This is a genomic window from Brevibacillus parabrevis, assembly GCF_003710905.1.
GTDB lineage: Bacteria > Bacillota > Bacilli > Brevibacillales > Brevibacillaceae > Brevibacillus > Brevibacillus parabrevis.
In genome coordinates this window covers 77,931-98,098 of sequence record NZ_RHHV01000021.1, presented here as the reverse complement: position 1 = coordinate 98,098, position 20,168 = coordinate 77,931, and the positions used below count along the sequence as shown (strand labels likewise).

The 20,168-nt window shown below is 51.6% G+C and carries 14 protein-coding genes; 6 read left to right on the top strand and 8 right to left on the bottom strand.

Features of this window, described 5'->3' with window-relative positions:
• Nucleotides 1-77: 77 nt before the first annotated feature.
• The 3 genes from EDM60_RS25455 to EDM60_RS25445 form a co-directional block, all read right to left on the bottom strand.
• Nucleotides 78-3,164: a cyclic peptide export ABC transporter gene (locus EDM60_RS25455; RefSeq protein WP_122966453.1), complete on the bottom strand. Its 3,087-nt coding sequence runs from the start codon at nt 3,162-3,164 to the stop codon at nt 78-80.
• 32 nt (nt 3,165-3,196) lie between these two features.
• The gene (locus EDM60_RS25450) at nt 3,197-7,699 is read right to left on the bottom strand and encodes an amino acid adenylation domain-containing protein (protein WP_233454197.1); all 4,503 of its coding nucleotides are present in this window, start codon (nt 7,697-7,699) and stop codon (nt 3,197-3,199) included.
• A 420-nt stretch (nt 7,700-8,119) separates the two neighbouring features.
• Entirely contained in the window at nt 8,120-9,313 is a 1,194-nt protein-coding gene (locus tag EDM60_RS25445) for a macrolide family glycosyltransferase (protein WP_122966452.1), read from the bottom strand.
• Nucleotides 9,314-9,467: 154 nt separating this feature from the next.
• On the opposite strand from EDM60_RS25445, the gene EDM60_RS25440 reads away from it, so the two are divergent.
• The 5 genes from EDM60_RS25440 (at nt 9,468) to EDM60_RS25420 (ending at nt 14,609) form a co-directional block, all read left to right on the top strand.
• The gene (locus tag EDM60_RS25440; protein WP_122966451.1) at nt 9,468-10,208 is read left to right on the top strand and encodes a GntR family transcriptional regulator; all 741 of its coding nucleotides are present in this window, start codon (nt 9,468-9,470) and stop codon (nt 10,206-10,208) included.
• A 135-nt stretch (nt 10,209-10,343) separates the two neighbouring features.
• Nucleotides 10,344-11,312 carry an SIS domain-containing protein gene (locus EDM60_RS25435; RefSeq protein ID WP_122966450.1) on the top strand — a complete coding sequence of 323 codons (969 nt, stop codon included), beginning with the start codon at nt 10,344-10,346 and terminating at the stop codon, nt 11,310-11,312.
• A gap of 114 nt (nt 11,313-11,426) precedes the next feature.
• Nucleotides 11,427-12,749 carry an ABC transporter substrate-binding protein gene (locus tag EDM60_RS25430; protein ID WP_233454198.1) on the top strand — a complete coding sequence of 441 codons (1,323 nt, stop codon included), beginning with the start codon at nt 11,427-11,429 and terminating at the stop codon, nt 12,747-12,749.
• 79 nt (nt 12,750-12,828) lie between these two features.
• Nucleotides 12,829-13,704, top strand: coding sequence for a carbohydrate ABC transporter permease (locus EDM60_RS25425; RefSeq protein WP_122966448.1), 876 nt, complete (start codon nt 12,829-12,831; stop codon nt 13,702-13,704).
• 5 nt (nt 13,705-13,709) lie between these two features.
• On the top strand, nt 13,710-14,609 hold the full coding sequence (locus EDM60_RS25420) for a carbohydrate ABC transporter permease (protein WP_371736970.1): 900 nt from the start codon (nt 13,710-13,712) through the stop codon (nt 14,607-14,609).
• 41 nt (nt 14,610-14,650) lie between these two features.
• Here EDM60_RS25420 and EDM60_RS25415 read toward each other — a convergent pair whose 3' ends face one another.
• Nucleotides 14,651-15,472 carry a PfkB family carbohydrate kinase gene (locus tag EDM60_RS25415; protein ID WP_122966447.1) on the bottom strand — a complete coding sequence of 274 codons (822 nt, stop codon included), beginning with the start codon at nt 15,470-15,472 and terminating at the stop codon, nt 14,651-14,653.
• A gap of 156 nt (nt 15,473-15,628) precedes the next feature.
• Here EDM60_RS25415 and EDM60_RS25410 point away from each other — a divergent pair, with 156 nt between their 5' ends.
• Entirely contained in the window at nt 15,629-16,309 is a 681-nt protein-coding gene (locus EDM60_RS25410) for an S-layer homology domain-containing protein (protein ID WP_122966446.1), read from the top strand.
• Between the two features lie 97 nt (nt 16,310-16,406).
• On the opposite strand, the gene EDM60_RS25405 is transcribed toward EDM60_RS25410, so the two are convergent.
• From EDM60_RS25405 to EDM60_RS25390, 4 genes are all read right to left on the bottom strand, one after another.
• Nucleotides 16,407-17,732 (bottom strand): MFS transporter, encoded by a 1,326-nt coding sequence (locus EDM60_RS25405; RefSeq protein WP_122966445.1) that lies wholly within the window; start codon nt 17,730-17,732, stop codon nt 16,407-16,409.
• Nucleotides 17,733-17,886: 154 nt separating this feature from the next.
• Nucleotides 17,887-18,177 carry an ArsR/SmtB family transcription factor gene (locus tag EDM60_RS25400; RefSeq protein ID WP_063228204.1) on the bottom strand — a complete coding sequence of 97 codons (291 nt, stop codon included), beginning with the start codon at nt 18,175-18,177 and terminating at the stop codon, nt 17,887-17,889.
• Between the two features lie 48 nt (nt 18,178-18,225).
• Complete coding sequence (locus EDM60_RS25395) at nt 18,226-18,504, bottom strand: hypothetical protein (RefSeq protein ID WP_229049688.1); 279 nt, start codon at nt 18,502-18,504, stop codon at nt 18,226-18,228.
• A gap of 281 nt (nt 18,505-18,785) precedes the next feature.
• On the bottom strand, nt 18,786-20,162 hold the full coding sequence (locus EDM60_RS25390; protein ID WP_167470384.1) for a DUF4179 domain-containing protein: 1,377 nt from the start codon (nt 20,160-20,162) through the stop codon (nt 18,786-18,788).
• Nucleotides 20,163-20,168: the final 6 nt, after the last annotated feature.

The following is a 20,168-nucleotide window of genomic DNA, read 5'->3' as shown; positions in this document are numbered from 1 at the left end:
GAACTCATCCTATCCTGTGGCTTCTCTCATTTTGCGCTCTACCGCCTCCCCTCCTCTCCCGCATTACCCAGAGATTCTCATGCATGCTGTTTCACATGTTCATGAGCGATCTGCCCGACTTCCATTTTCAAAAGCTGATCGGCTACATGGAAATACCTGTCGTCATGCGTAATCGCAATGACGCACTTGCCTTTTTGCTTCATCTCAGGCAGAAGTGTGTTGTAAAAATATTCTCTAAACTCAGGGTCCTGATCGGCAGCCCATTCGTCAAAGAAATAGACCGGTCGATCCTCCATGCAACTGACTAACAAGGCCAACCGTTTTCTTTGGCCCGTAGACAGATTGACCGTGCTGAAGCCGCCATTCTGGATGTGCAGCTTATGGTCGATGCCGAGTTTCAGCAAATATTCTTGAATTTCTTGTTCTTTTTGATTGACGTTGATGCCGTACAACTTCTCGAACAAGTGAAAATCGCTGAAAATGGCAGCAAAATGTTGCCCCAACTCTTCCTGGCGCTGACCATTCACCAACAGTTCACCCCGGTCGGGCTTGTACAATCCCACCAACAGCTTGCCTAATGTCGATTTCCCGCTCCCGTTCCCGCCCGTAATGAAAGTGACCTGACCAGAATGGAAGCTCAGGTTGACCGGACCGACAGTAAACTGCTCGCCCTCGGCGTTTTTATAATGATATTCAACAGCTCTGGCCTCCAAATGAATGTCTTCGCCAGATGGAAGTGCCTCTATCTTTTGCCCCTCCTGTTTGTCCTCACCGACTTCCAGCTGTCTCGATAGTTCATTCAACCGATTCCAGCTAATCCGGACGCGAATAAAATTCGGAATCGCATCCAAAACGCCGTGCACAGGGCCTGTCATATACAGAAACACAAAAATGTAGGCTCGCAAGGAACTGCTGGCAATATCCGTAAAGACGACAGGGAAAATGAACGCAACGACCCCGATCACGAAGGTGAACAGCAGCTCGCCCATCACAAACACGTTGGCGAAACTTAAATCCCCCTGAATCCGCTTGATCCGGTACGTATCGCAGCTTTGTTGCAACTCCTGCTGGAATTGCCCTTTCTTTCCTTTGTGGATGCTCAGTTCCTTGAAACCGCCAATCATGTGATTGATGAACTTGAAAAAGGCATTTTGTATGTCCCTCGTCTCTTCCCACACGCGATTGGCATACCGACCTGCGAGAAAATAAAGCCCGGCGGCGACCAAAATCACGACAATGGAAATGAGCAGGCCATACAGATTGACCATGCCTAAATAAATGAAGCAACACAGCAAAGTAACCAGACTGGTGACCCCGAAAATCAAGATGTTGGACACGCCGCTGATCGTTTCCGTATCGTTGTTCAACACGGAGTAGATGCGCTCTTTTTCGATGGCTTCAATGTTTTGGTACGGAGAGTTGAGAATTTTGTCGATCAACTCTGTTCTTTTTTGGAACACCATCTCGTTTGTGATCGTAATCAGTTTGGCCCTGACCAACCTTTGTCCGCACACGTAGATGAGGATGCCCATGATAAAAAAGGAAAACAAGCCGCCCTGAAAACGGTCAGTATGGTTGAGCGCCTCGTTGATGATAAAAATAATCAGCGCATTGCCCAATCCACTGACGGTACTGAGGACGATGATCGGAAAAAAGGTCCGGTCATTCGCTTTTGGAAACACAACCGTCATCCAGTAATAGACGGAAAACAGCACAATCCCGACAAACAAGCTAAGGATGGCGACCACAAAGCTTGCAGGCGCCCAGACGTCGACGAAGCTCCAGGACAGCCCGTCAAACAAGACGGAAGGAATTTGCCAAAAACAGTATCCGCACAGCCCTAAACAGACGAGCAGCACGGCAAAGCGATACGCGTTTTTCACAAACCCTGCGGATGGACGCCGCTGTTTTCGGGCGATTTCGCCGAGCGCCTTGGCGGCAAACCAGGCGGTAACCGCAATCAACGGGATCGCGATGCACAAAATGACAACCGCCACCTTGTCGACACTGCTGTAAAGGTCGGAAACGTTTTCCGGCGGTTGCTTGCCTTGCAAAATTTCCATGATTCCCTGACCCATCGCCTGTGTGTGAGCCGAGTTGATATTGGTTAATACCGCTACTCCCAGCTGCTCGCCCGGGCGAATGACGACCGAGGAAGAGTAATTCGGGTTGCTTCCGCCGTGGGACAGCTCGCCGCTGCCTTTTTGGTAGACGAACCAGCCCGCAGCATACGAGGAGCCGTCGCCGCCCGGAAAAACAGAGCGATCCGGCTGATGGGACCTTCTAATCAGCTCGCTGCTCACCTGTTCGTTTGCTCCCGAGCCGAGCTGCTTTTTCAGCCAAATCGCCATATCCTCGCTATTGGAAATGATGTATCCGGCTGGCGTATTGCCCCGATACACAGGAGCCTCGTATTCTCGCGCTCCCAAAAAGCCGATTTTATAGCCTTTGGCCATTTCATGCTGCTCGGCTTCCTGACGGAACAGGTAGGAATGCTGCATGCCGAGCGGCGTCAGCACGTTGTCTTTTGCCACCTGTTCAAAAGACTTCCCCGTCACTTTTTCTACGACCAATCCGAGGACATCGTAGTTGATCGACGCATACAGGAAGCGTTCTCCCGGAGAAAAATCGAGCGTCTGTCCTGCGGCTGCCCTGACTGTCCGCTCCAGCGCGTCTGCCTCTTCGCCTGCCGGAATCTCGCCAATCGAGCGGAACGGGATTCCGCTAGTATGGTGGAGCAATTGTTCCAGCGTAATAGGCGGCGTATTTCCTCTGGCATCCTTCATCTGAAACCACGGGAGATATTTTTGCACCGGGTCTTGTAAGCTGAGCAGTCCTTGTTCTTCCAGCGCCAGTATGATCAGGCCAGTAAACGCTTTGCTCGTAGAACCAAGCTCAAACAGCGTTTGTGTCGTCACCGGGCGTTGCGCGGCCACGTCCGCATAGCCAAACCCGCGGTTGTAGATCGTCTCTTCGCCTTTGACAATGACGACAGATGCCCCCGGTATTTTGCCGTCCTGCATTTTTTCCTCGATCCAAGCTTCGATGGCTGCGATTTTTTGTTCGTCCAGACTGGTTGTTGCCGCTGTTTCCGCCTGTAATTTCCAGGGAAAAGTCATGGTGAGCAAAAGCAGGACAAGCCATGCCGCGATTCCTTTTCTCATACACTTAACCTCTCATCCCGAATTTTCCGCCGTCAAATGAACAAATTGTCCAACTCTTCTTGCGTAAGCTCTACCGTGTCAAAATCAGAAGGGGTAAACTCCTTCGCTCCGTGCTGGCTGCCATGCAGAATGATCTCGCCCAGATGGCGCTGGAAGTTGCCCAAAAAGCGCTGCATGCTGCTTTCCGTAAACTTGTTCCGGCTAAAGGCAAGCCGTATTTGCAACTGACCATCCAGAACAAAGCAGTTCACATCGATCAGGCAAGTGAGCGGGTTGTCCGGGCTGGTGTTTTGCTGGAAAGCGCCGCCGAGCAGTTTCACGTAGCCGCCGTCAAACGTTTGGGCAAACTCGCCCAAGTAATTAAACCTGACCGTCTGGGGGGCGTAGTCCGGGACAGTCTTTGCCAAATAGCGCAAAATGCCGTAACCAACTCCGTTGTTTGGTACGTTTCTTCGCGTCTCCTTGACATGCTTGATCTGCTCGGACAAAGCTCCGTCTGTGAGCGAGAGGCCAAACGGGTAGAGACTCGTGAACCATCCGACCGTTCTGCCGATATCCAGCTTTTCCGCAAGCTGTTCTCGCCCATGCCCCTCCGTCTCGATTACGATATCCGTCTGTCCTGTATGTTCGCGGATCGCGATGAATAAAGCCGTCAACAGCAGATCGACAGGCTCCGTATTGTAGGAAGCATTGGCTTCGGTCAAAAGTGCCAGTGTTTCCTGCTTGCTCAGCTCGGCAGAAAGGGTGCAGCTGGCAGCCAAACGGTCTGCGCCGTAATCATGGTCAGTCGGAAACGGCACAAACTTTTGCAAGACCGCTTCCCAGTACGCTTTTTCTTTTTCTGCCCCCGCCTCTCTCTCGCTGCGCCAGTAGCCAGCCAAAGACTCTGCCCATTTTTGATAGGAATGCGTCTTCAAAGGAAGTTCCACCGCTTGTCCGAGACAAATTTGCTTGAGCAGCGCGTTCAAATCTTCTAGGATGATTCGCCAGGAGACGCCATCTACTAGCAGATGATGGGCAGACAGCAGCAAATGGCGCGTGCTTCCGAGATGAATCAGGCAAGCTTTCAGCAAAAGGTCGCGGGACAAGTCTGTGCGCTCCGCCAGTTCATGCGCCACCTGCTCTAGCCTGTCATAGCGCTCGGAATGAGCAATGTCCGTAAACTCGCGCTGTTCGATTGGATACGGGGCCAGCAAGTGGTCATTGTTGTAGAACAAATCGCCGTGAGCAGCTCTGACGTTCATGCGCAAGCTGTCGTGGTGCTCCACAAGCTTGAACAGCGCTCGTTCCAGCATTTCTACCGTAACGGCCGGGCTGATTTCCACGAAAACAGTCTGATGATAATGCTGCGGGCTGGGGAATGACCGGGCAAAAAACCAGGCAACGATCGGCGTAGGCAAAATGCTGCCCTCCGCCAGCCCTTGCTCGACAACAGTCAGCTGAACTTCTTCGACAAGCATGGCCATCTCCTCCATGATGGGGGTGGACAGCATCTCCTTGACCTTGATCTGGTAGCCTTTTCCACTCAGCCTGGAAGCGATCTGAATAGCTTTGATCGAGTCTCCGCCCATATGGTAAAAGTTGTGCTTGCGACCGATCTGCCAGACGCCAAGAACTTCTTCCACCGTCTGAATGAACTGCTTTTCTTTTTCGCTCGAATAAGCGTCATATTCGATGTGTTCCGTGCTTGGCAACTCGATCTCAGCCAAGGAGCGCGTGTCGACCTTGCCGTTGGCTGTGAGCGGGATTTCTTTTACCTCGATGAAATGATGCGGGACAAGGTAATCCGGCAGTTGCCGTGCCAAATGCTGTTTCAGCTCAAAACTGGCGATCTCGCCCGCCGCGACGTAATAGGCGCACAGCATCACGGTTTGCTGCTTGTCTTCCCTGTCGAGGACAACCGCCTTTTTTACAAGCGGGTGCTGGAGCAACTGGTTTTCGATTTCGCCCAATTCAACCCGGTAGCCTCTGATCTTGACTTGCTGGTCGCCCCTGCCCAAATACTCCAGCTTGCCATCCGGCAAAAACCTGCCAAGGTCTCCCGTCTTGTACATCCGCTCCCCAGGAACGAACGGGTCGTCGATAAATTTCTCTCTGGTCAGCTCCTCATTGCGGAAGTACCCTCTCGCCACTCCGTCGCCCGCAATATACATTTCCCCGACAGCGTAGGTCGGGACAGGAGCCAACTGTTTGTCCAGTACGTATATGCGGACATTGTCGGCCGGCTTCCCGATGGGCACAGCGGCTCTTGTGTCCGTCACGGGATCAAAAGCGTGAATCATGCACCCGACCACCGTCTCGGTTGGGCCGTACTCGTTGAGAATCTCGATGTTTCCTCCGAAGCTGTCGCAGACGCTTTTGGCAAGGCTGACCTTCAGATTTTCACCGCCCACGATGAACCTTTTCACCGAACAATTCCGATTGTCACGATCTGTTAACAAAGATAAATGCGAAGGCGTAAGCTTGACGATCGTCGCTTTGTTCTCACGCAAAATGCGGAACAGCACATACTCGTCTTCTGTGTGGCTGTAGACCATGATCGTGCCGCCGCTAATCAGCGGAGTAAACACGGAGGTAATCGTCAGGTCGAACGCCAAAGACGAATAGAGCGGGAACACCTCGTCATCCTGCTTGACATACATCTTTTTCGCCCAGCAAATGTAATTGACCAGCCCGCGGTGTTCCACCATCGTGCCCTTCGGCCTGCCCGTAGAACCGGATGTATAAATCATGTACACCAGATCGGCAGGCCCGCTTTCAGCCTGCAAGTTAGTGGATGCATACGCTGTGCAGTCGACGTCCGGCAGGCGGATGATCTGTCCAGTGAAGCCCCACTCGTCCGCCGGGTCCACATTCGTCAGCAAAAGCTGGGTGCCGGAGTTTTGCAGCAAATAGCGAGTTCGCTCGGCTGGATTGTCAGGATCGATCGGCATGAAGGCGCCGCCCGCTTTTCCGACGGCAATCAGCCCGATCACGGTTTCCAAAGAGTGCGTGGTCAACAAGCCTACGATCGTTTCTCGCCCAACCTCTTGTTCTTTTAAATATCTGGCAAGCTGGTTGGCTTTCTCGTTCAATTGCTGGTAGGTCAAAAACTTTTCGCCATATTGGACGGCGAGCTTGTCCGGCGTTTTTGCTGCCTGCGCTTCAAAAAGCTGATAGATCGTTTGGTCGCGCGGATAAAAGGCATCTGTCCCGTTATACTCCACTACCAGTTTTTGCTGCTCTTCCTCGGAGAAAAGCGTAAGCTGCTTGATCGGCTCGTCGGGCCGGGCCACGATTTTCCGGGTCAAAGCGGTCAGACGAGCAAACAAATCCTCGATCTGCTCTTCCGCGTAGTCGCTCGTTTTGTAGTCAAAACTGATGCTGATGCGACCGGAGTCCGACCATTCCTTGATGACGAGCTGCATCGAATAAATTTGGTGCCCGCTGTAAAACTCGACATTCTCGACCGCGCAGCCGTCCCAAACCGTCTGGAGCGCTGTGTTGTAGTAATTGATACACACATCAAACAGCTGATGGTAGCCTCTTTTTTTCAGCTCCACGTCCTGAATCAGCAAGTCATACGGATAGCGCTGATGGAAAAAGCAATCCAAAAGCTCCCTGTTGACCCGAGCCACCATGTCCGCGACAGAACAGCGATCGTCGATGGTAAAACGAAACGGCATCGTGCTGGTAAACATGCCAAACATGCTCTTTTGCTGCTTCCCGGATCGATTGAGCACCGGCGTGCCAATCACGAGATCCTCGCGCCCGGTAAACTTGTGTACATACAGCAAGTACAGCGCCACAAAAATGGTATTCAGCGACCAGTTGTTTGCTTTTGCCCACTCTTTTACTTGATTGGAAAGCTCGGCACTCCATTCATGCGTGATGCGGTTTCCCGGCAACGTGTCTGAGCTTTTTTCCACATACGCGTCAGGAAGATCGCGGAATTTCTCGTTCCAAAACGTCCGGTTTTTCCAGAAGCGCTCCGACGCAAGATAGTCCCGCTCGTGGTCGATGTAAGCCAGGTAGCTCGGAGCAGACTGATGGTCAGAGACTTCCTCTCCGCGCACAAGCTTGCCGTAATGTTCCCGAATATGCTCGGTCATAATGTTGATCGACCAGCCATCGGCGATCATGTGATGCAACTTGACCAGGTAGCCATGTTCCTCGTCCGAGATGCGAAACAAGGCAAAATAAAAAAGCCTCTCGTTTTCGATGACGAACGGCTTTCTCGCTTCCGCTTGCACCCAATCGGCAAAATCTTTTCGCGGCTCTTTGCCTGTTGAGAAATCGATATAGTCCAGTGGGAACGGGGCAAACGGACTCACGTATTGCAGCGGCTCGCCGCTGCGGTTCAAAACTCGCAGCCGCAAAGCTTCATGTTTTTCCATAAGCAGATGAATCGCTTTTTCAAGCGCGGGCATCTGTACAGTGCCTTTTATCATTACGGTTCCGCCAATGTTGTGCAAAGGAGTGTCGGGATAAATCTGCTCGATTGACCAGATTCTTTTTTGCGGATGAGTCAGTGGATAGTACGTGATTTGCTCCATGTCTAGCGATTCCTCCATCATCTTTGAAACTTCTTTCGCTTTTGAATGGCAAACATACCAAAAACGGCAATGCTTCGCCCTTTCATGTATCGATCTGCCGATACACTCCACTGCGCTGCATTGCCGTATGACCCCTTCATTCCTCTAAAGTGCCTAAGCTTCAATAGATTCACTCAGGTTGCTGTGCTATTAGATTCAAACGGGGCTTTTTCGAACGAATACTTCCCTGACTTCTCATGATCGCATGTTTGCTAACGTCCGTAATTCCTTTAGAAAAATTTTAATCCATCCGCCAGTCAATTTCAATCTTTTTCCACTTTTTTATAGAAATGACAAACTTGTGACGAGAAAATGTCGTGGCAATCTCTCAGGCGTCCATTGCGATACAAGCTCTGGTCGTCTGCGAGTTCCTTCCAACCGCTACCGACCTCTCCACTGCAAAATCTCATCCACCGCTTGCCGATAACCGCCTGCTCGTTGAAACGATTCGCTGACCGTTGCAGCAGCTTTGCGGAAGGACGGCTGCTCCAGCACCTGCTCGGCGGCTTCGCGCAGTTCGCTTGCGGTCAAGTTTTGCATGTCCAAAGCAAGTCCTGCCCCCAGCTTGGCAACTTGTCCGGCAATGACGGGCTGATCCGCGCCTTGCGGGAGAACAACGAGCGGCACCCCGTAGTAAAGCCCCTCGCTCGCACTGTTCATCCCGCCATGCGTAATAAACAGTTTGGCATGCTGGAGCACATCGAGCTGGGGAACATAGCTTTTCACCAAGAAGTTTTCAGGGATGTCTCCCAGATCAGCAAGCTGGACTTTGTTCCCGATGGACATGACAACAGTATGCTCTGTATTGCCGAATGCCTGAAAGCAAAGCTGATAAAAGTCAATCGAATGATTCACGATGGTGCCCAATGAGATGTAAATCGGACGCTTCTCTTTGATTTGCGCTAGATTGAAGCGATCTTGCGAGTAGCGCGGAGCGATCGATGGGCCGACAAATTTGTATGTATGGTCGAACGCTTCTGCAAAAGGTTGAAACTCCCTTGATGTGTAAACAATGCTCAATGGTGCCGGATTGCAAAACACTTCGTAAGGCGAATGAATCTGTACCCCGTACTTTTCCTGCACGCTGGCTGTCAGGCGTTGAAATTCAGCTTCGCTCGCTTTCCTCAACTCTAGAGGCATTTCGCGCGAAAGCTGCTCCAGCGTCTCCTCGAAAGAAGCTTTCGTCTGGGCAAAAGAAGTACAAGAGCTAATCGCCGGAAGCTGGAGCATCTCGGCAAGCAATCGGCCGCAGCCAAACATGGAGTCGTGAATGATATAATCAAACTGCTCGCCTTTTATCTGCTCCAAAACGCTCGGGATGACGATATCCGCTGTGTGCAAAAGTCCGTTGACTCTCTGCAGCAAGTAATTTCTGCCCCCTGAGATGAACGCCTGGATGAATTTTTGTCCGTCAAAAGTTCGTACCGTAGCGCCCGCCTGCTCCAAGCGCTCCCGATAAGCTTCAATCGCAACGTACGCGACCTCTTCCCCGCGCGAAACAAGCTCTTGGACCACGCCGACTGTCGGGTTGACATGTCCTTCCGAGCCGCCGTTAACGAATAAGACACGAGCCATATGTACCAGTCCTCTCCACCAACAATTATGTTTATCATAGCGTCCCGTCAAGCGTAATGCCAGTGAAGCGCCTTTTTGCGAAAATGCTTGCATGACCGAAATATGATATATTATTATAAGACGATTTAAAATTTTTTGATCGGAGACAAAAGCGATGAAATTAAATAACGCGAGTCACAAGCCGCTCTACCTCCAACTCAAGGAAGTCATCAAAGAAGATATCAATCGTGGTGTATACAAGTCAGGTCAGCAACTCCCGCCGGAAGGAGAACTGTGCGAAATGTACGGGGTGAGCCGGATTACGACCCGCCGAGCCATCACGGAGCTGGTCGAGGCTGGCATTTTGCAGCGCCAGCAAGGAAAAGGCACGTTCGTCACGGCTACCAAATTGAAGCGTGAGCTGATCGCAGTCAACGGCTTTTCCGAGTTTCTCACCCAGACCGGGCAGTTGCCGCAGCCGCAAATTATTTCAACCGCGCTGATCGAGGCGGACGAAGCGATCGCGTCCCCTTTGCAAATAGCCGTCGGGACGCCGATCCTGCAATTGAAGCGGCTGCACTACGTCAACGACGCCCCGCTTGTTTGGGAAACCGTCTACTATCCGCTGACGCGCTTCCCCCAACTGGAAAAGTATATTGCCGAGTCGATTTCGACGTATCAGGTGCTGAAAAAATACTACCAGGTCGAGCCTGCCTCCAACCTGAAAACGCTGAATGTGATCATGGCAACCCAGGAAGAAGCCGAACTGCTGCGCTGTTCCATCGGCACGCCGCTCTACCAGATCGACAAGGTAGCTTACGATAACACAGGCAGTCCCTTCCACTCTTCCAGCTCGCTGATCCCGACCGATCGCGTCACGTTTACCATCAATACCGGGCAAAACCGCAGCCAATGACACTGGACGAAGCATCCAGTGTTTTTGTTGTGGACGGCTTCTTGGTAAATTTTTCGAAAAATCAGTTGATTGTCCGTTTATAAGATGTTATATATTGTTATATAACCAATCCATTCATTTCAAGGAGGTCTTCTCATGTTACATCCTTACGTTCAGCAAGCTTTGGATGCAATCAGCTCCCGTCCGATCGAAAACGTCTTTCTCGTCGCTTGCGGCGGATCATCGGCCTTGATGTATCCAAGCAAATACTGGCTCGACCGCGAAGCGAAAACGATCTACTCGGACTTGTACAGCTCCAATGAATTTATTCACCGCAACCCCGCCACGCTCGGCGCGAAGTCGCTCGTCATCTTGTGCTCCCACTCCGGCAATACGCCTGAGACGGCCGAAGCAGCCAAATTTGCCCGCAGCAAAGGCGCCCTCACCGTTTCCTTGACCCACGAACCGTCCTCCCCATTGGCCGAAGCGTCGGAGCACGTCATCACGTACAGCTATGGCCCGGACGCGCCCGCTTTTGAAACCAACTACTCGATCATGTATCAACTCGTGACAGGACTGCTCTACGTCAAAGAAGAAAACGCCAAATTCCACCGCTTCATCCAGTCCCTGCAAAGCTTGCAAACCGTGTATGATCGGGCGAAAAGTCAGTTTATGGACCAGGCAAAAGCGTTCGGGGAAGCCAACAAGGACGAAAACATCATCTACACCATCGCCAGCGGAGCCAATTTCGGCGTAGCCTACTCCTTCGCGATCTGCATCCTGATGGAAATGCAGTGGATTCACTCGCATGCGATCCACGCCGGAGAATATTTCCATGGTCCGTTCGAAATTCTCGACAAAAACGTGCCCGTCATTCAACTGCTTGGGCTGGACGAGACTCGCCCGCTGGAAGAGCGCGTGCAGACGTTCAATCAGCAGTACGGCGAAAAGCTGATCACGCTGGATGCCAAAGAGTTCGACCTGTCCGAAATCGCCGACGATCTGCGCGGCTATATCGCTCCGCTCGTATTGAATTACGTTTTGCGCCAGTTTGCCAATGAACTCGCAGATGCCCGCAACCACCCGCTTTCGACCAGACGTTACATGTGGAAAGTCGCTTACTAAGACGCGGAGAACATTTGTTGTTTGACAATTCTTAATTTTATATCATAATATAATGTCATAATATGATATAAAATTTTCCTGCACGATTCCTACAAGATAAAAGGGGGCAATGTCTTGAAAAGGATACTTCGGTTCGCCACTGGTCTTTTGCTTATTTTCTCGCTCGCAACTGGCTGCTCGACTGCTGATACGCCCAAGCAAGCTTCTGCAGACCCTGGCGGAAATCAAGTCTCCCCCGCTGCGGATCAGCAGGTCACCTTGCGTTTTTTCCACCGCTGGCCCAGAGACCCTGACAAAACCTACTTCGAACAAGTCGTCAAAGCGTTTGAACAGGAAAATCCGAACATCAAGATTGAAACAGAGGCGGTGCTAAACGACGCCTACAAGGAAAAAATCAGCGTCCTGCTCGGCACGGACAATCCCCCTGACATTTACTTTTCGTGGAGCGGCGAATACGCCTACAAGTTTGTGCGAGGCGGCAAAGCGCTCGATTTGACCAGCTACGCCCAGGAAGACAAAGCCTGGCATGATCAGCTGATGGAATCCCAGCTCGTGCCGTTTACGCTGGACAACAAGCTGTACGGCGTGCCACTCACGATCGACGGCAAAACGTTTTTCTACAACAAAGACATTTTCGCCAAGCTGAATCTCGCCGTCCCAACCACCTGGTCAGAGTTCCTCTCCACCCTGCAAACGCTAAAGGACAACGGCTATACTCCGATCACCTTCGGCAACAAGGCGCCATGGGCATCTTCCCACTACATCGGCACGCTGAACCAGCGCATGGTCGATGAAAGCACGCGGGAAAAAGACTACAACCGCGCCACCGGAACATTTGAAGACCCAGGCTATGTAGAAGCGCTGAAAAAAATGCAGGAGCTAATCCCCTATTTCAACAAAGATGTCAATGGCCTGGATCATGAGTTTGCCAGACAACTGTTCATCGACCAGAAAGCGGCGATTTTTTACGCCGAGACCGCAGAAGTGCGGCTGGTAGAACCGAAGACGAAGTTTCCATGGGGATTCCTCGACTTCCCAGCGATCGAAGGCGGCAAAGGCAATCCGAAATTTTTGACAGGCGCTCCCGAGGGCTTCATGATTTCGGCCACCACGAAGCATCCAAAAGAAGCCGTGAAGTTCCTGCAATTTTTGACCTCGAAAGCGCAAGCCGAAAAATTCGTCAAGGATGTCGGCAAGTATAGCGCCGTCAAAGGGGCTGTCAACGCAAATACCGCCACTCCGCTCGGCATCGAGGCTGTAGAGCGCGTGACCGCAGCAGAAGGCTTGGCTTTGTGGCTCGATACCGATCTCGATATCAAAATTGTCGACGCCTATCTCGCAGGCACGCAGCAAATGCTCAACGGGGAAAAATCGCCGGAGGAAATCATGCAAGATGTTCGCAAGGCAGCGCAGCAGGTGCGGGAACAGTCCAAGTAACAAGGTAAGCGCCCAAAAAGCACGGCAGTGGAGTCCCGAGCGGCTCCACTGTCTCTTCATACACTTAGGGGGGAACGATATGCTCCAGCGAAAATATGCGGGTTACTTGTATGTCCTTCCAGGCTTTTTGTTGATCCTCCTTTTTATTTACTTCCCGATTGTCCAAAACATCCAGTTCAGCTTGTTTGAATGGAGCGCTTTCTCCGCGGACAAAACGTTCGTCGGACTGGCCCAATACGCGAAGCTGTTTCACGACCCGATCTTTTACCAGGCGCTTGTGAACAACATCTACTACGCCGTCATTTCTCTCATCTTTCAAGTTTTTGGCGGGCTTGTCCTGGCGGCTGTTCTGGAAGACAAAGTGTTTCGCAAAATCTCCCCGCTCTTTCGCACGATTTACTTCACGCCTGTCATCATCTCGATCACCGTCATCGCTCTGCTGTTTGACTTCATCTACCATCCGCAAGTCGGCTTGCTGAACGGCTTTTTGTCCGCCATCGGACTGGAGAGCTGGACACGGGCGTGGGTTGGAGATTCTGCGACAGCCATCTTTGCGGCGATTGCCGTCTCCCAGTGGCAAAGCATCGGCTACATCATGATGCTGTTCATCGTCGCGATCCAGAAAATCCCGCAAGAGCTGTACGAAGCCGCCGAAATCGACGGCGCAAGCAAAATCCGGATGTTTTTTCACGTCACGGTTCCGCAAGTGCGGGAGATGACGTTTGTTACCTCCACGATTACGCTGGCTGGCGCCTTTACCGTTTTCAATGAAGTCTACATACTCACGGGCGGTGGTCCCGGTCACGCTTCCGAGGTGCTCGGCACCTACTTGTACCAGTCCGCCTTCGTTCACGACCAGATGGGCTACGCGTCGACGATCGCCAACGTCATTTTGGCTATCACGCTGTTGATTTCACTCGTGCAAATGAAGCTATCCAAGACTGGAGAGGAGTAATCGACATGCAGCAAAATATGGAAACGGTTTCACAGCAAAACGCAGCTCCCCTCCTGCCGACAGCGAAGAAACAGCGCAGCAGACGAGGCTTGACATGGGGCAGTTCCAGCCTTTTGGTCATTTTGCTGCTGTACTTCGTCGCCATCGCCTACCCGTTGTTCTGGATGGTGATGAACTCGCTCAAGGAATCTTCCGAGATTTTCAGCGACAGCTGGGCGCTTCCGACACAATGGCTGTTCGAAAATTACGTGACAGCCTGGGAGCAAGGGATTTCCGCCTACTTTTTAAACAGCGTCATCGTCACCAGCCTGACTTGCTTTTTGACCGTGCTGTTAAGCGCTCTCGGGGCGTATGGCCTAACCCGCTTTTCGTTTCGCGGCAAGCGGCTCGTGCTGATTTTGATTCTCGGCGGATTGATGCTCTCTCCGCAAGTCAGCCTGATCCCCCTTTACAAACTGATCCAGAGTCTCGGGCTGTTCAACACGTACTGGGCTTTGATCATCCCGTACGTCGCCTACCGGCTTCCTTTTACCGTGCTGTTGATCCGCGCGCACTTCCTGACGATCCCGAAAGAAATCGAGGAAGCGGCTTACATGGATGGCTGTAGCAGCTTCAGCGTGTTCACCCGCATTTTTTTGCCGCTCAGCACCCCGATCCTGCTGACGTCTGCGCTGTTGACGGCTTACTTTTCCTGGAACGAGTTTTTGTTTTCCATCATCTTCATTGACGATAACAAGCTGAAGACGATCCCTTCCGGCTTGATGGCGTTCCGGGACATGCTGCAAACCGATTGGGGCGTGCTGCTCGCTGGCTTGACCATCTCTGCGCTGCCGATCATCCTGCTCTTTTTGTTCATGCAAAAATACTTCGTCAGGGGCCTGACGAGCGGGGGCATAAAAGGATAAAAGAAGCTAGAAGATGTCTCTAGCTTCTTTTTTTTGACCGATCAACCAACTTTGGGAACGCCGTATCCGAAAGCGCCGTAATGTCCGCACGTCTGGGCCGCCGCTACTGACGCCTGCCTCAGCGCCGCTTGCATGTCGCCGTCTGGATGGTACTTCATTAAAAACATGGCGATAAACGAGTCTCCCGCACCCAACGTGTCTACGACCTCGGTCGGAACAATTTCTTGGCGGTACAGCTTGCCTGCTTCGGAAAAAATCGCTCCTTGCGCGCCGCGCGTCACCCCGACAACTTTTGTTCCCAGACGATGCACTTGCTGGATGAGCTGGTGGCACTCGTCTTCTGTCAGGTCGCTCCCCGAGAAAAAGCCGTAGTCGACATAAGGGCATACCCGTTCCAAATAGGCAGGCGTCCAGCGCGTCGAAAAGTCGAAGGAAATGCGGATCGCTTTGTGCAATTCGGGCAACTCGTGCTCCAGATTGCTGTAAATGCTCGTGTGCAGCAGCTCATGCCTGGCTATGTACGCCTTGTCGTCATCGGTCAGCCTTAGCCCCATGTACGCTTGCACACCGCCTTTGTTGGAACCGACGAACACGCGATCACCGTCGGCGTTGAGGGAAACGATCGCTTCTCCATTCGGGCCGATCGCTTGACGCAAGCGGGAAATATCGATCTTTTCCAAAAGCAGAGTCTGTCTGACATGATCAGCCGCCTGGTCGTTGCCGATGATGCCAATGTACGAGGACACATCTGCCTGATACCGTTTGCCCAGCACCGCTACGTTCAGCGCATTGCCCCCGGGAAAAATTTCGCCGCGGTCTTTGTAGTAATCCACCACATTATCGCCAATCGCAATCAGTTTCATCACGTTTCCCCCTGTGAGTTAATTAGTACGTCTTATAACATTATATAATAAACAGAAAAGGCAGTCTATTTATTCTGCAAAATGACTCCGTGAAACATTCGCGAAAAACCGTCGTCCTACAGGTGAAGCTTTTCAAAAACAGCCGAGGTGATAATCATGAAAGCCACTCGCAAACTGCTCGCCTTTTCTACTTTTGCCTTACTGACACTGTCTATGGCCCAACAAGGCTTTGCCGCCTCCGCTCCGTTTACCGATTTGCAAAATGTAGCGGCTAAAGATAAAATCATGGCGTTGCAACAACAAGGAATTTTACGGGGCGTGGACGATCATCGCTTTATGCCGGATGCGACGATTACGGCTGCCCAAGGCATCCAGTTGATCGTCAGTGCGTTCCGTCTCAACATCGACAACATTCGCTTTATCAAAGAGCCGAAAGCAACCGACTATTTTGCCAAGGCCGATAACGATGCCTGGTACTCCAACGTGTTGATCATCGCCGCAAACAACGGACTCGATCTGCCAGCCGACCTTGAACCGGAGCAGATTTGGACGAAAGAACAGTTTATTCATCAGCTCATGCTGGCGATGGAAACACACTACGATTTGCCGATGATCAAAATCGCTCCCCGCGACTTCGCCGATCTGGAGCAACTGAACCCAAGCTACCAGGGCACGATTCAGCGGGCGCTCGTTCTCGGAATCGCCAAGCTGGATGACGGGCAAAAAATGCACCCGCGCGATGCGATTACGCGCCAAGAAGCAGCGGAAATCATCTACAATGCGCTGGAGTACGTCAAAGCACATCCAGGGCCTGCCGAAAGCACGCCAGCCAAATAAGCCAAGCAAAAGCCGCTCCTTCGCAGGAAAAGAGCGGCTTTTTTGTTGCGGTTGTGAAGCATCTGCGTCTGCAATCGCTATCGCGCCAGTAAGCCTGTCAATGAGACTGCTGTTGTACTGCCGTAGGTTTCGCCACTAACAGGAAATGCAAGCAAATCACGACGGCCATGCCGAGAAAAATCAGGCTGTAGTTGCCCGTTTTCTCAAAAAGTCTGCTCGCTGCCGCCGGACCAAAGGCCATCCCGACGAAGTTCAGCAAGTTGTAAAAGCCTAGCCCTACGCCGATTTTGCTTGGCAGCAATGTTCGCGGAACGAGATTGTTCAGCGAAACTTGAATCGCGGAGTAGCTCATCATGGTCAGCAGTAACAAGATCGTGACGACGATAATATCTGGCCGCGGAATCACCCCCATCGCGAGGAAGCCTGTCATCATCATCACGGTCGCCGCGAAAATGATTTTTCCCCCTCCGACTCGCGGCAGCAGCTTTCCGCTGGCAAAGCTGGACAAAACGCCCGAAATGCCCCCGAGGAACAACAGCAAACCGACAACAAACGGCGAAAGCTTGTGCACATGGATCAAATAGAGCGGCGCAAGGAACATGTTGGCCATCGCGCCGACATTCATCAAAAAGCCGATTCCGATCAATCGCAAGTAAGCCTGGTTGGCAAACAAGTCGCGTTCCACGAATGGCGCAGAAGTCCTGGGCAGCCACCATTTGAAGCCAAAAGCGAACGCGAGCGCCAAAAGAAAGAACAGTCCGTTCAGATTGACCGCAAACAAAACGGAAACGATGACGCCAAACAACAGCCCTGCTCCGGCAAAATCAAACGGAAGCGACGTTGACGACTGCTGCTCCTCTTTTGGCATGAACTTGAACAAAAGAGCGATGGCAACGATAGCGATGACCATGAGCAAAAACAAGTACCGCCATCCCAGCGTGTGCGTAACGGCTCCCCCAACCAGTGGGCCGATCCCCGCCGCCAGCGCAATCGTCGCACTGAACATCGCCAAAGCGCCAGGCCGCTTCTCCGGCTGCAAAAATCTCGCTACCGAGATCATCGACAAGGAAATAAACGCGGAGCCGCCGCTTGCCTGAATGATCCGCCCGATGATGACCGCTGCAAAGGAAGAAAAACCAAAACCGATCAGCGACCCGGCAAGAAACAAGACGAGAGCGAAGATCAGCAGGCTTTTGACGCGAAAGCGATCCGCCAGTTTGCCATACGTAATCGAACCGATCGCGACCATCATCGAGTATCCGACCACAATCCAGCTGACCTGCGACGGACCGATTGACAATTCTCCGGAAATATCCGCGAGTGCGACATTAAACAGGACAGCATTGATCACGGCCAGCATGATCACAAAGCATAAGGTCAAAACGAGCCAAGTCGAATACAAGCTTTTCTTTTGTTCAAGCATCATGGACACCCCAAAAATTTTATAGTATTAAAACTCTCAAACTAAAGTACCGACGAACAGACAATGCGCACGCTTTGTACTTGCACGCATTTACGTGTTTTGCGATAGTTCTAAAACTCTTTAACTATCGTCCAAAAAAAATGGTTATCCGGCACTACAGCGTGTCCAAATAACCCGGCAAAAACGCTTGAAATGTCTCCTCCCTCAGTTGAATTAATTTGAATTGCCCGTCGCGGATAATGTCAATCAGCTCGGCATCATGCAAAATTTTCAGATGGTACGTCGTATTGGACTTGTTCAACCCGTGCGTATTCCCGATGTGACCGCACGTATGCATTGCTTTTGCGCGATACAAAAATCGAACAATCTCAATCCGCTTCACATCCGCCAACGCTTTGAAGATTTTGACGCGCTTTTCATCCTCGTTCGATTGTTTGATAGTCATAAAACTATACTAAAGCGGTGATTTCTGTTTGTCAATGACAGGAAACAGCTACTCGAAAATGGACACCCGCTGGCCAATCGCGTTCAGGCCCGTATGCGTCCTCGTATCAAACTGATCGACGCACAGCACTTCGGAAACCATCAGAGGCTGGTCGCGAATCAGCTCCTGAATTTGCCCATCGCTGTAAAATTCATACGCAAACCGATGCAAGAAGCGTATCCGCCATATTTTTTCCCCTTGCACAGATGTGAACAGCTGCTGCAGATGTCCGCACAGCTCTTGTCCGGGCGCGAAGACATGGCGGCAAGTCAGACAATAATATTCCACGTGCGTCCCCCTGTCGAATCGAAAAATGTTTCCGAATACAAAACGGCTCCCGCGCGCTTGAACAAAACAGACGCGGGAGCCTTCAGTGGACTGATCGGCCGAATGGATTGATGTGATGGAGTGGTTTTCTATAGTTTCAGTTTAAAACACATAAATCCTATTTGTAAAGTATGAATTGGTCGACAGTTGCGAAAAAGAGCTTTTTCCTCTTGCCGTGGACTTCGAATGGAGAGAATGCTCCGCTTCCGTCCAAGGAAAAAAGGCAAGCCAGGCGTAGCCGATTACTTTTTCGCAGGCGTGGCAGCAGGCAGCTCGACTCGCCACTGGGAATCGCTGTGCTGAACCGGCTCTAAGCGGATCGTCAGCGCCGCTTTTTTGGGCAAGGCGGTCATTCCTTTGGCAAAGTATTGATTGTCGCATTGCTCTACATAGACGCCATCCGCCCCTTTGCTCGCGCTGCATTCCCCTTCGCCATCGCGATTTTCCACCAGCTCATACGCTTGGCCCTTGTCGTCTGTCAAATACCACTTCCATATGCGCAAGTTGGTGGATTGCTCCTTCATTCGCAGAGCGACCTCTTTTTGTCCCGTTGCGGGATTTTGTTGCACAGACAAGTCGGTAACGGTGACGGCATGGTTTCCCTTCGTGCCAGAGACAGGCTTTGTTTTCAAAGTTGCCGGATCGAGTGCAAGGCGGAAATCGTTTGGTTCAAACGTCGACACGCCAGTCAGCACAAAGGTCAACGGTTTCTCAGTCTGGCCGGAGAAAAAGACGTATTCATGGATCGTTTTTTCTGTGCTGCCTTCTTTTACGATTTTCTGGCTTGCGTACACGGTCGGCGCTGGAGAATCCCCCTCGCTTACAACCAGCAGATCGTCAAGCTTCACCATGTCTTTTCCATTTTGATCGAGAATCCGGAAAACCAGGCTTTGATGATGCAGCAGCTCACGCTCTTGCGCAGTTGCTCCCACGCTTTTTGCAGTTCGCTCGATTCTCTCCCGCGCCGCTTTTGTCCAGCTTGTCTCAAACGTAAGTCTTGTCGCACTTGGCGAATATACAATAGATTTAGCCGCAACGGTGATTCCCTGCGGGGTGGTGTATGTCTGATTCAAAGAGACAGTTGTGGTTGCCGCCATGCTCTGCTCGATGTCGATCGGCACAGTCAGCTTCCATGAGCCTTCCTTGTATTGGTTGCCGCTGAGACGGATTCGTTTCACGTCCATTCGCAGCTGCATCTTTTTGGAGACAGCATCGTTTAAAACAAACTGGAAATACCCGATATCTCCTTCTTTATAATACGATTGGATGTCGTCTGCGATCACGTTGCCGTTCTCATCTGTCACAAACAGCTTGTTCTCGTTCGCGGCGATATCGGGATCAGGGAAAATAAACTCTCCCTGCGCATTTTTCATCGAAATGGCGACGATCAGCCGGGCGGGGTCGGCGATCACTTCAGATGTTTCAATTGTAATGCCCTGGTCTGTCACACTCGCCTTCGCCAGCTTGGCGTACCCTTTGTTCACGGCTTCCTGGACACCCGGGTCAATCTTCTTCGTCCACAAAGACGAGATGTAGCTGGCAAAAGTCGGTGACACGGCCACACTTCCCGAAAATCCGATTGCCAGAACAGCAGCACTCACAAGCGCTATTTTTTTCAACGTCCA

Bases quoted from the DNA above. Each gene is read 5' to 3' on its own strand.
- EDM60_RS25455 (WP_122966453.1), bottom strand. From the start codon at position 3,164: ATGAGAAAAGGAATCGCGGCATGGCTTGTCCTGCTTTTGCTCACCATG.
- EDM60_RS25450 (WP_233454197.1), bottom strand. From the start codon at position 7,699: ATGGAGCAAATCACGTACTATCCACTGACTCATCCGCAAAAAAGAATC.
- EDM60_RS25445 (WP_122966452.1), bottom strand. From the start codon at position 9,313: ATGGCTCGTGTCTTATTCGTTAACGGCGGCTCGGAAGGACATGTCAAC.
- EDM60_RS25440 (WP_122966451.1), top strand. From the start codon at position 9,468: ATGAAATTAAATAACGCGAGTCACAAGCCGCTCTACCTCCAACTCAAG.
- EDM60_RS25435 (WP_122966450.1), top strand. From the start codon at position 10,344: ATGTTACATCCTTACGTTCAGCAAGCTTTGGATGCAATCAGCTCCCGT.
- EDM60_RS25425 (WP_122966448.1), top strand. From the start codon at position 12,829: ATGCTCCAGCGAAAATATGCGGGTTACTTGTATGTCCTTCCAGGCTTT.
- EDM60_RS25420 (WP_371736970.1), top strand. From the start codon at position 13,710: ATGCAGCAAAATATGGAAACGGTTTCACAGCAAAACGCAGCTCCCCTC.
- EDM60_RS25415 (WP_122966447.1), bottom strand. From the start codon at position 15,472: ATGAAACTGATTGCGATTGGCGATAATGTGGTGGATTACTACAAAGAC.
- EDM60_RS25410 (WP_122966446.1), top strand. From the start codon at position 15,629: ATGAAAGCCACTCGCAAACTGCTCGCCTTTTCTACTTTTGCCTTACTG.
- EDM60_RS25405 (WP_122966445.1), bottom strand. From the start codon at position 17,732: ATGCTTGAACAAAAGAAAAGCTTGTATTCGACTTGGCTCGTTTTGACC.
- EDM60_RS25400 (WP_063228204.1), bottom strand. From the start codon at position 18,177: ATGACTATCAAACAATCGAACGAGGATGAAAAGCGCGTCAAAATCTTC.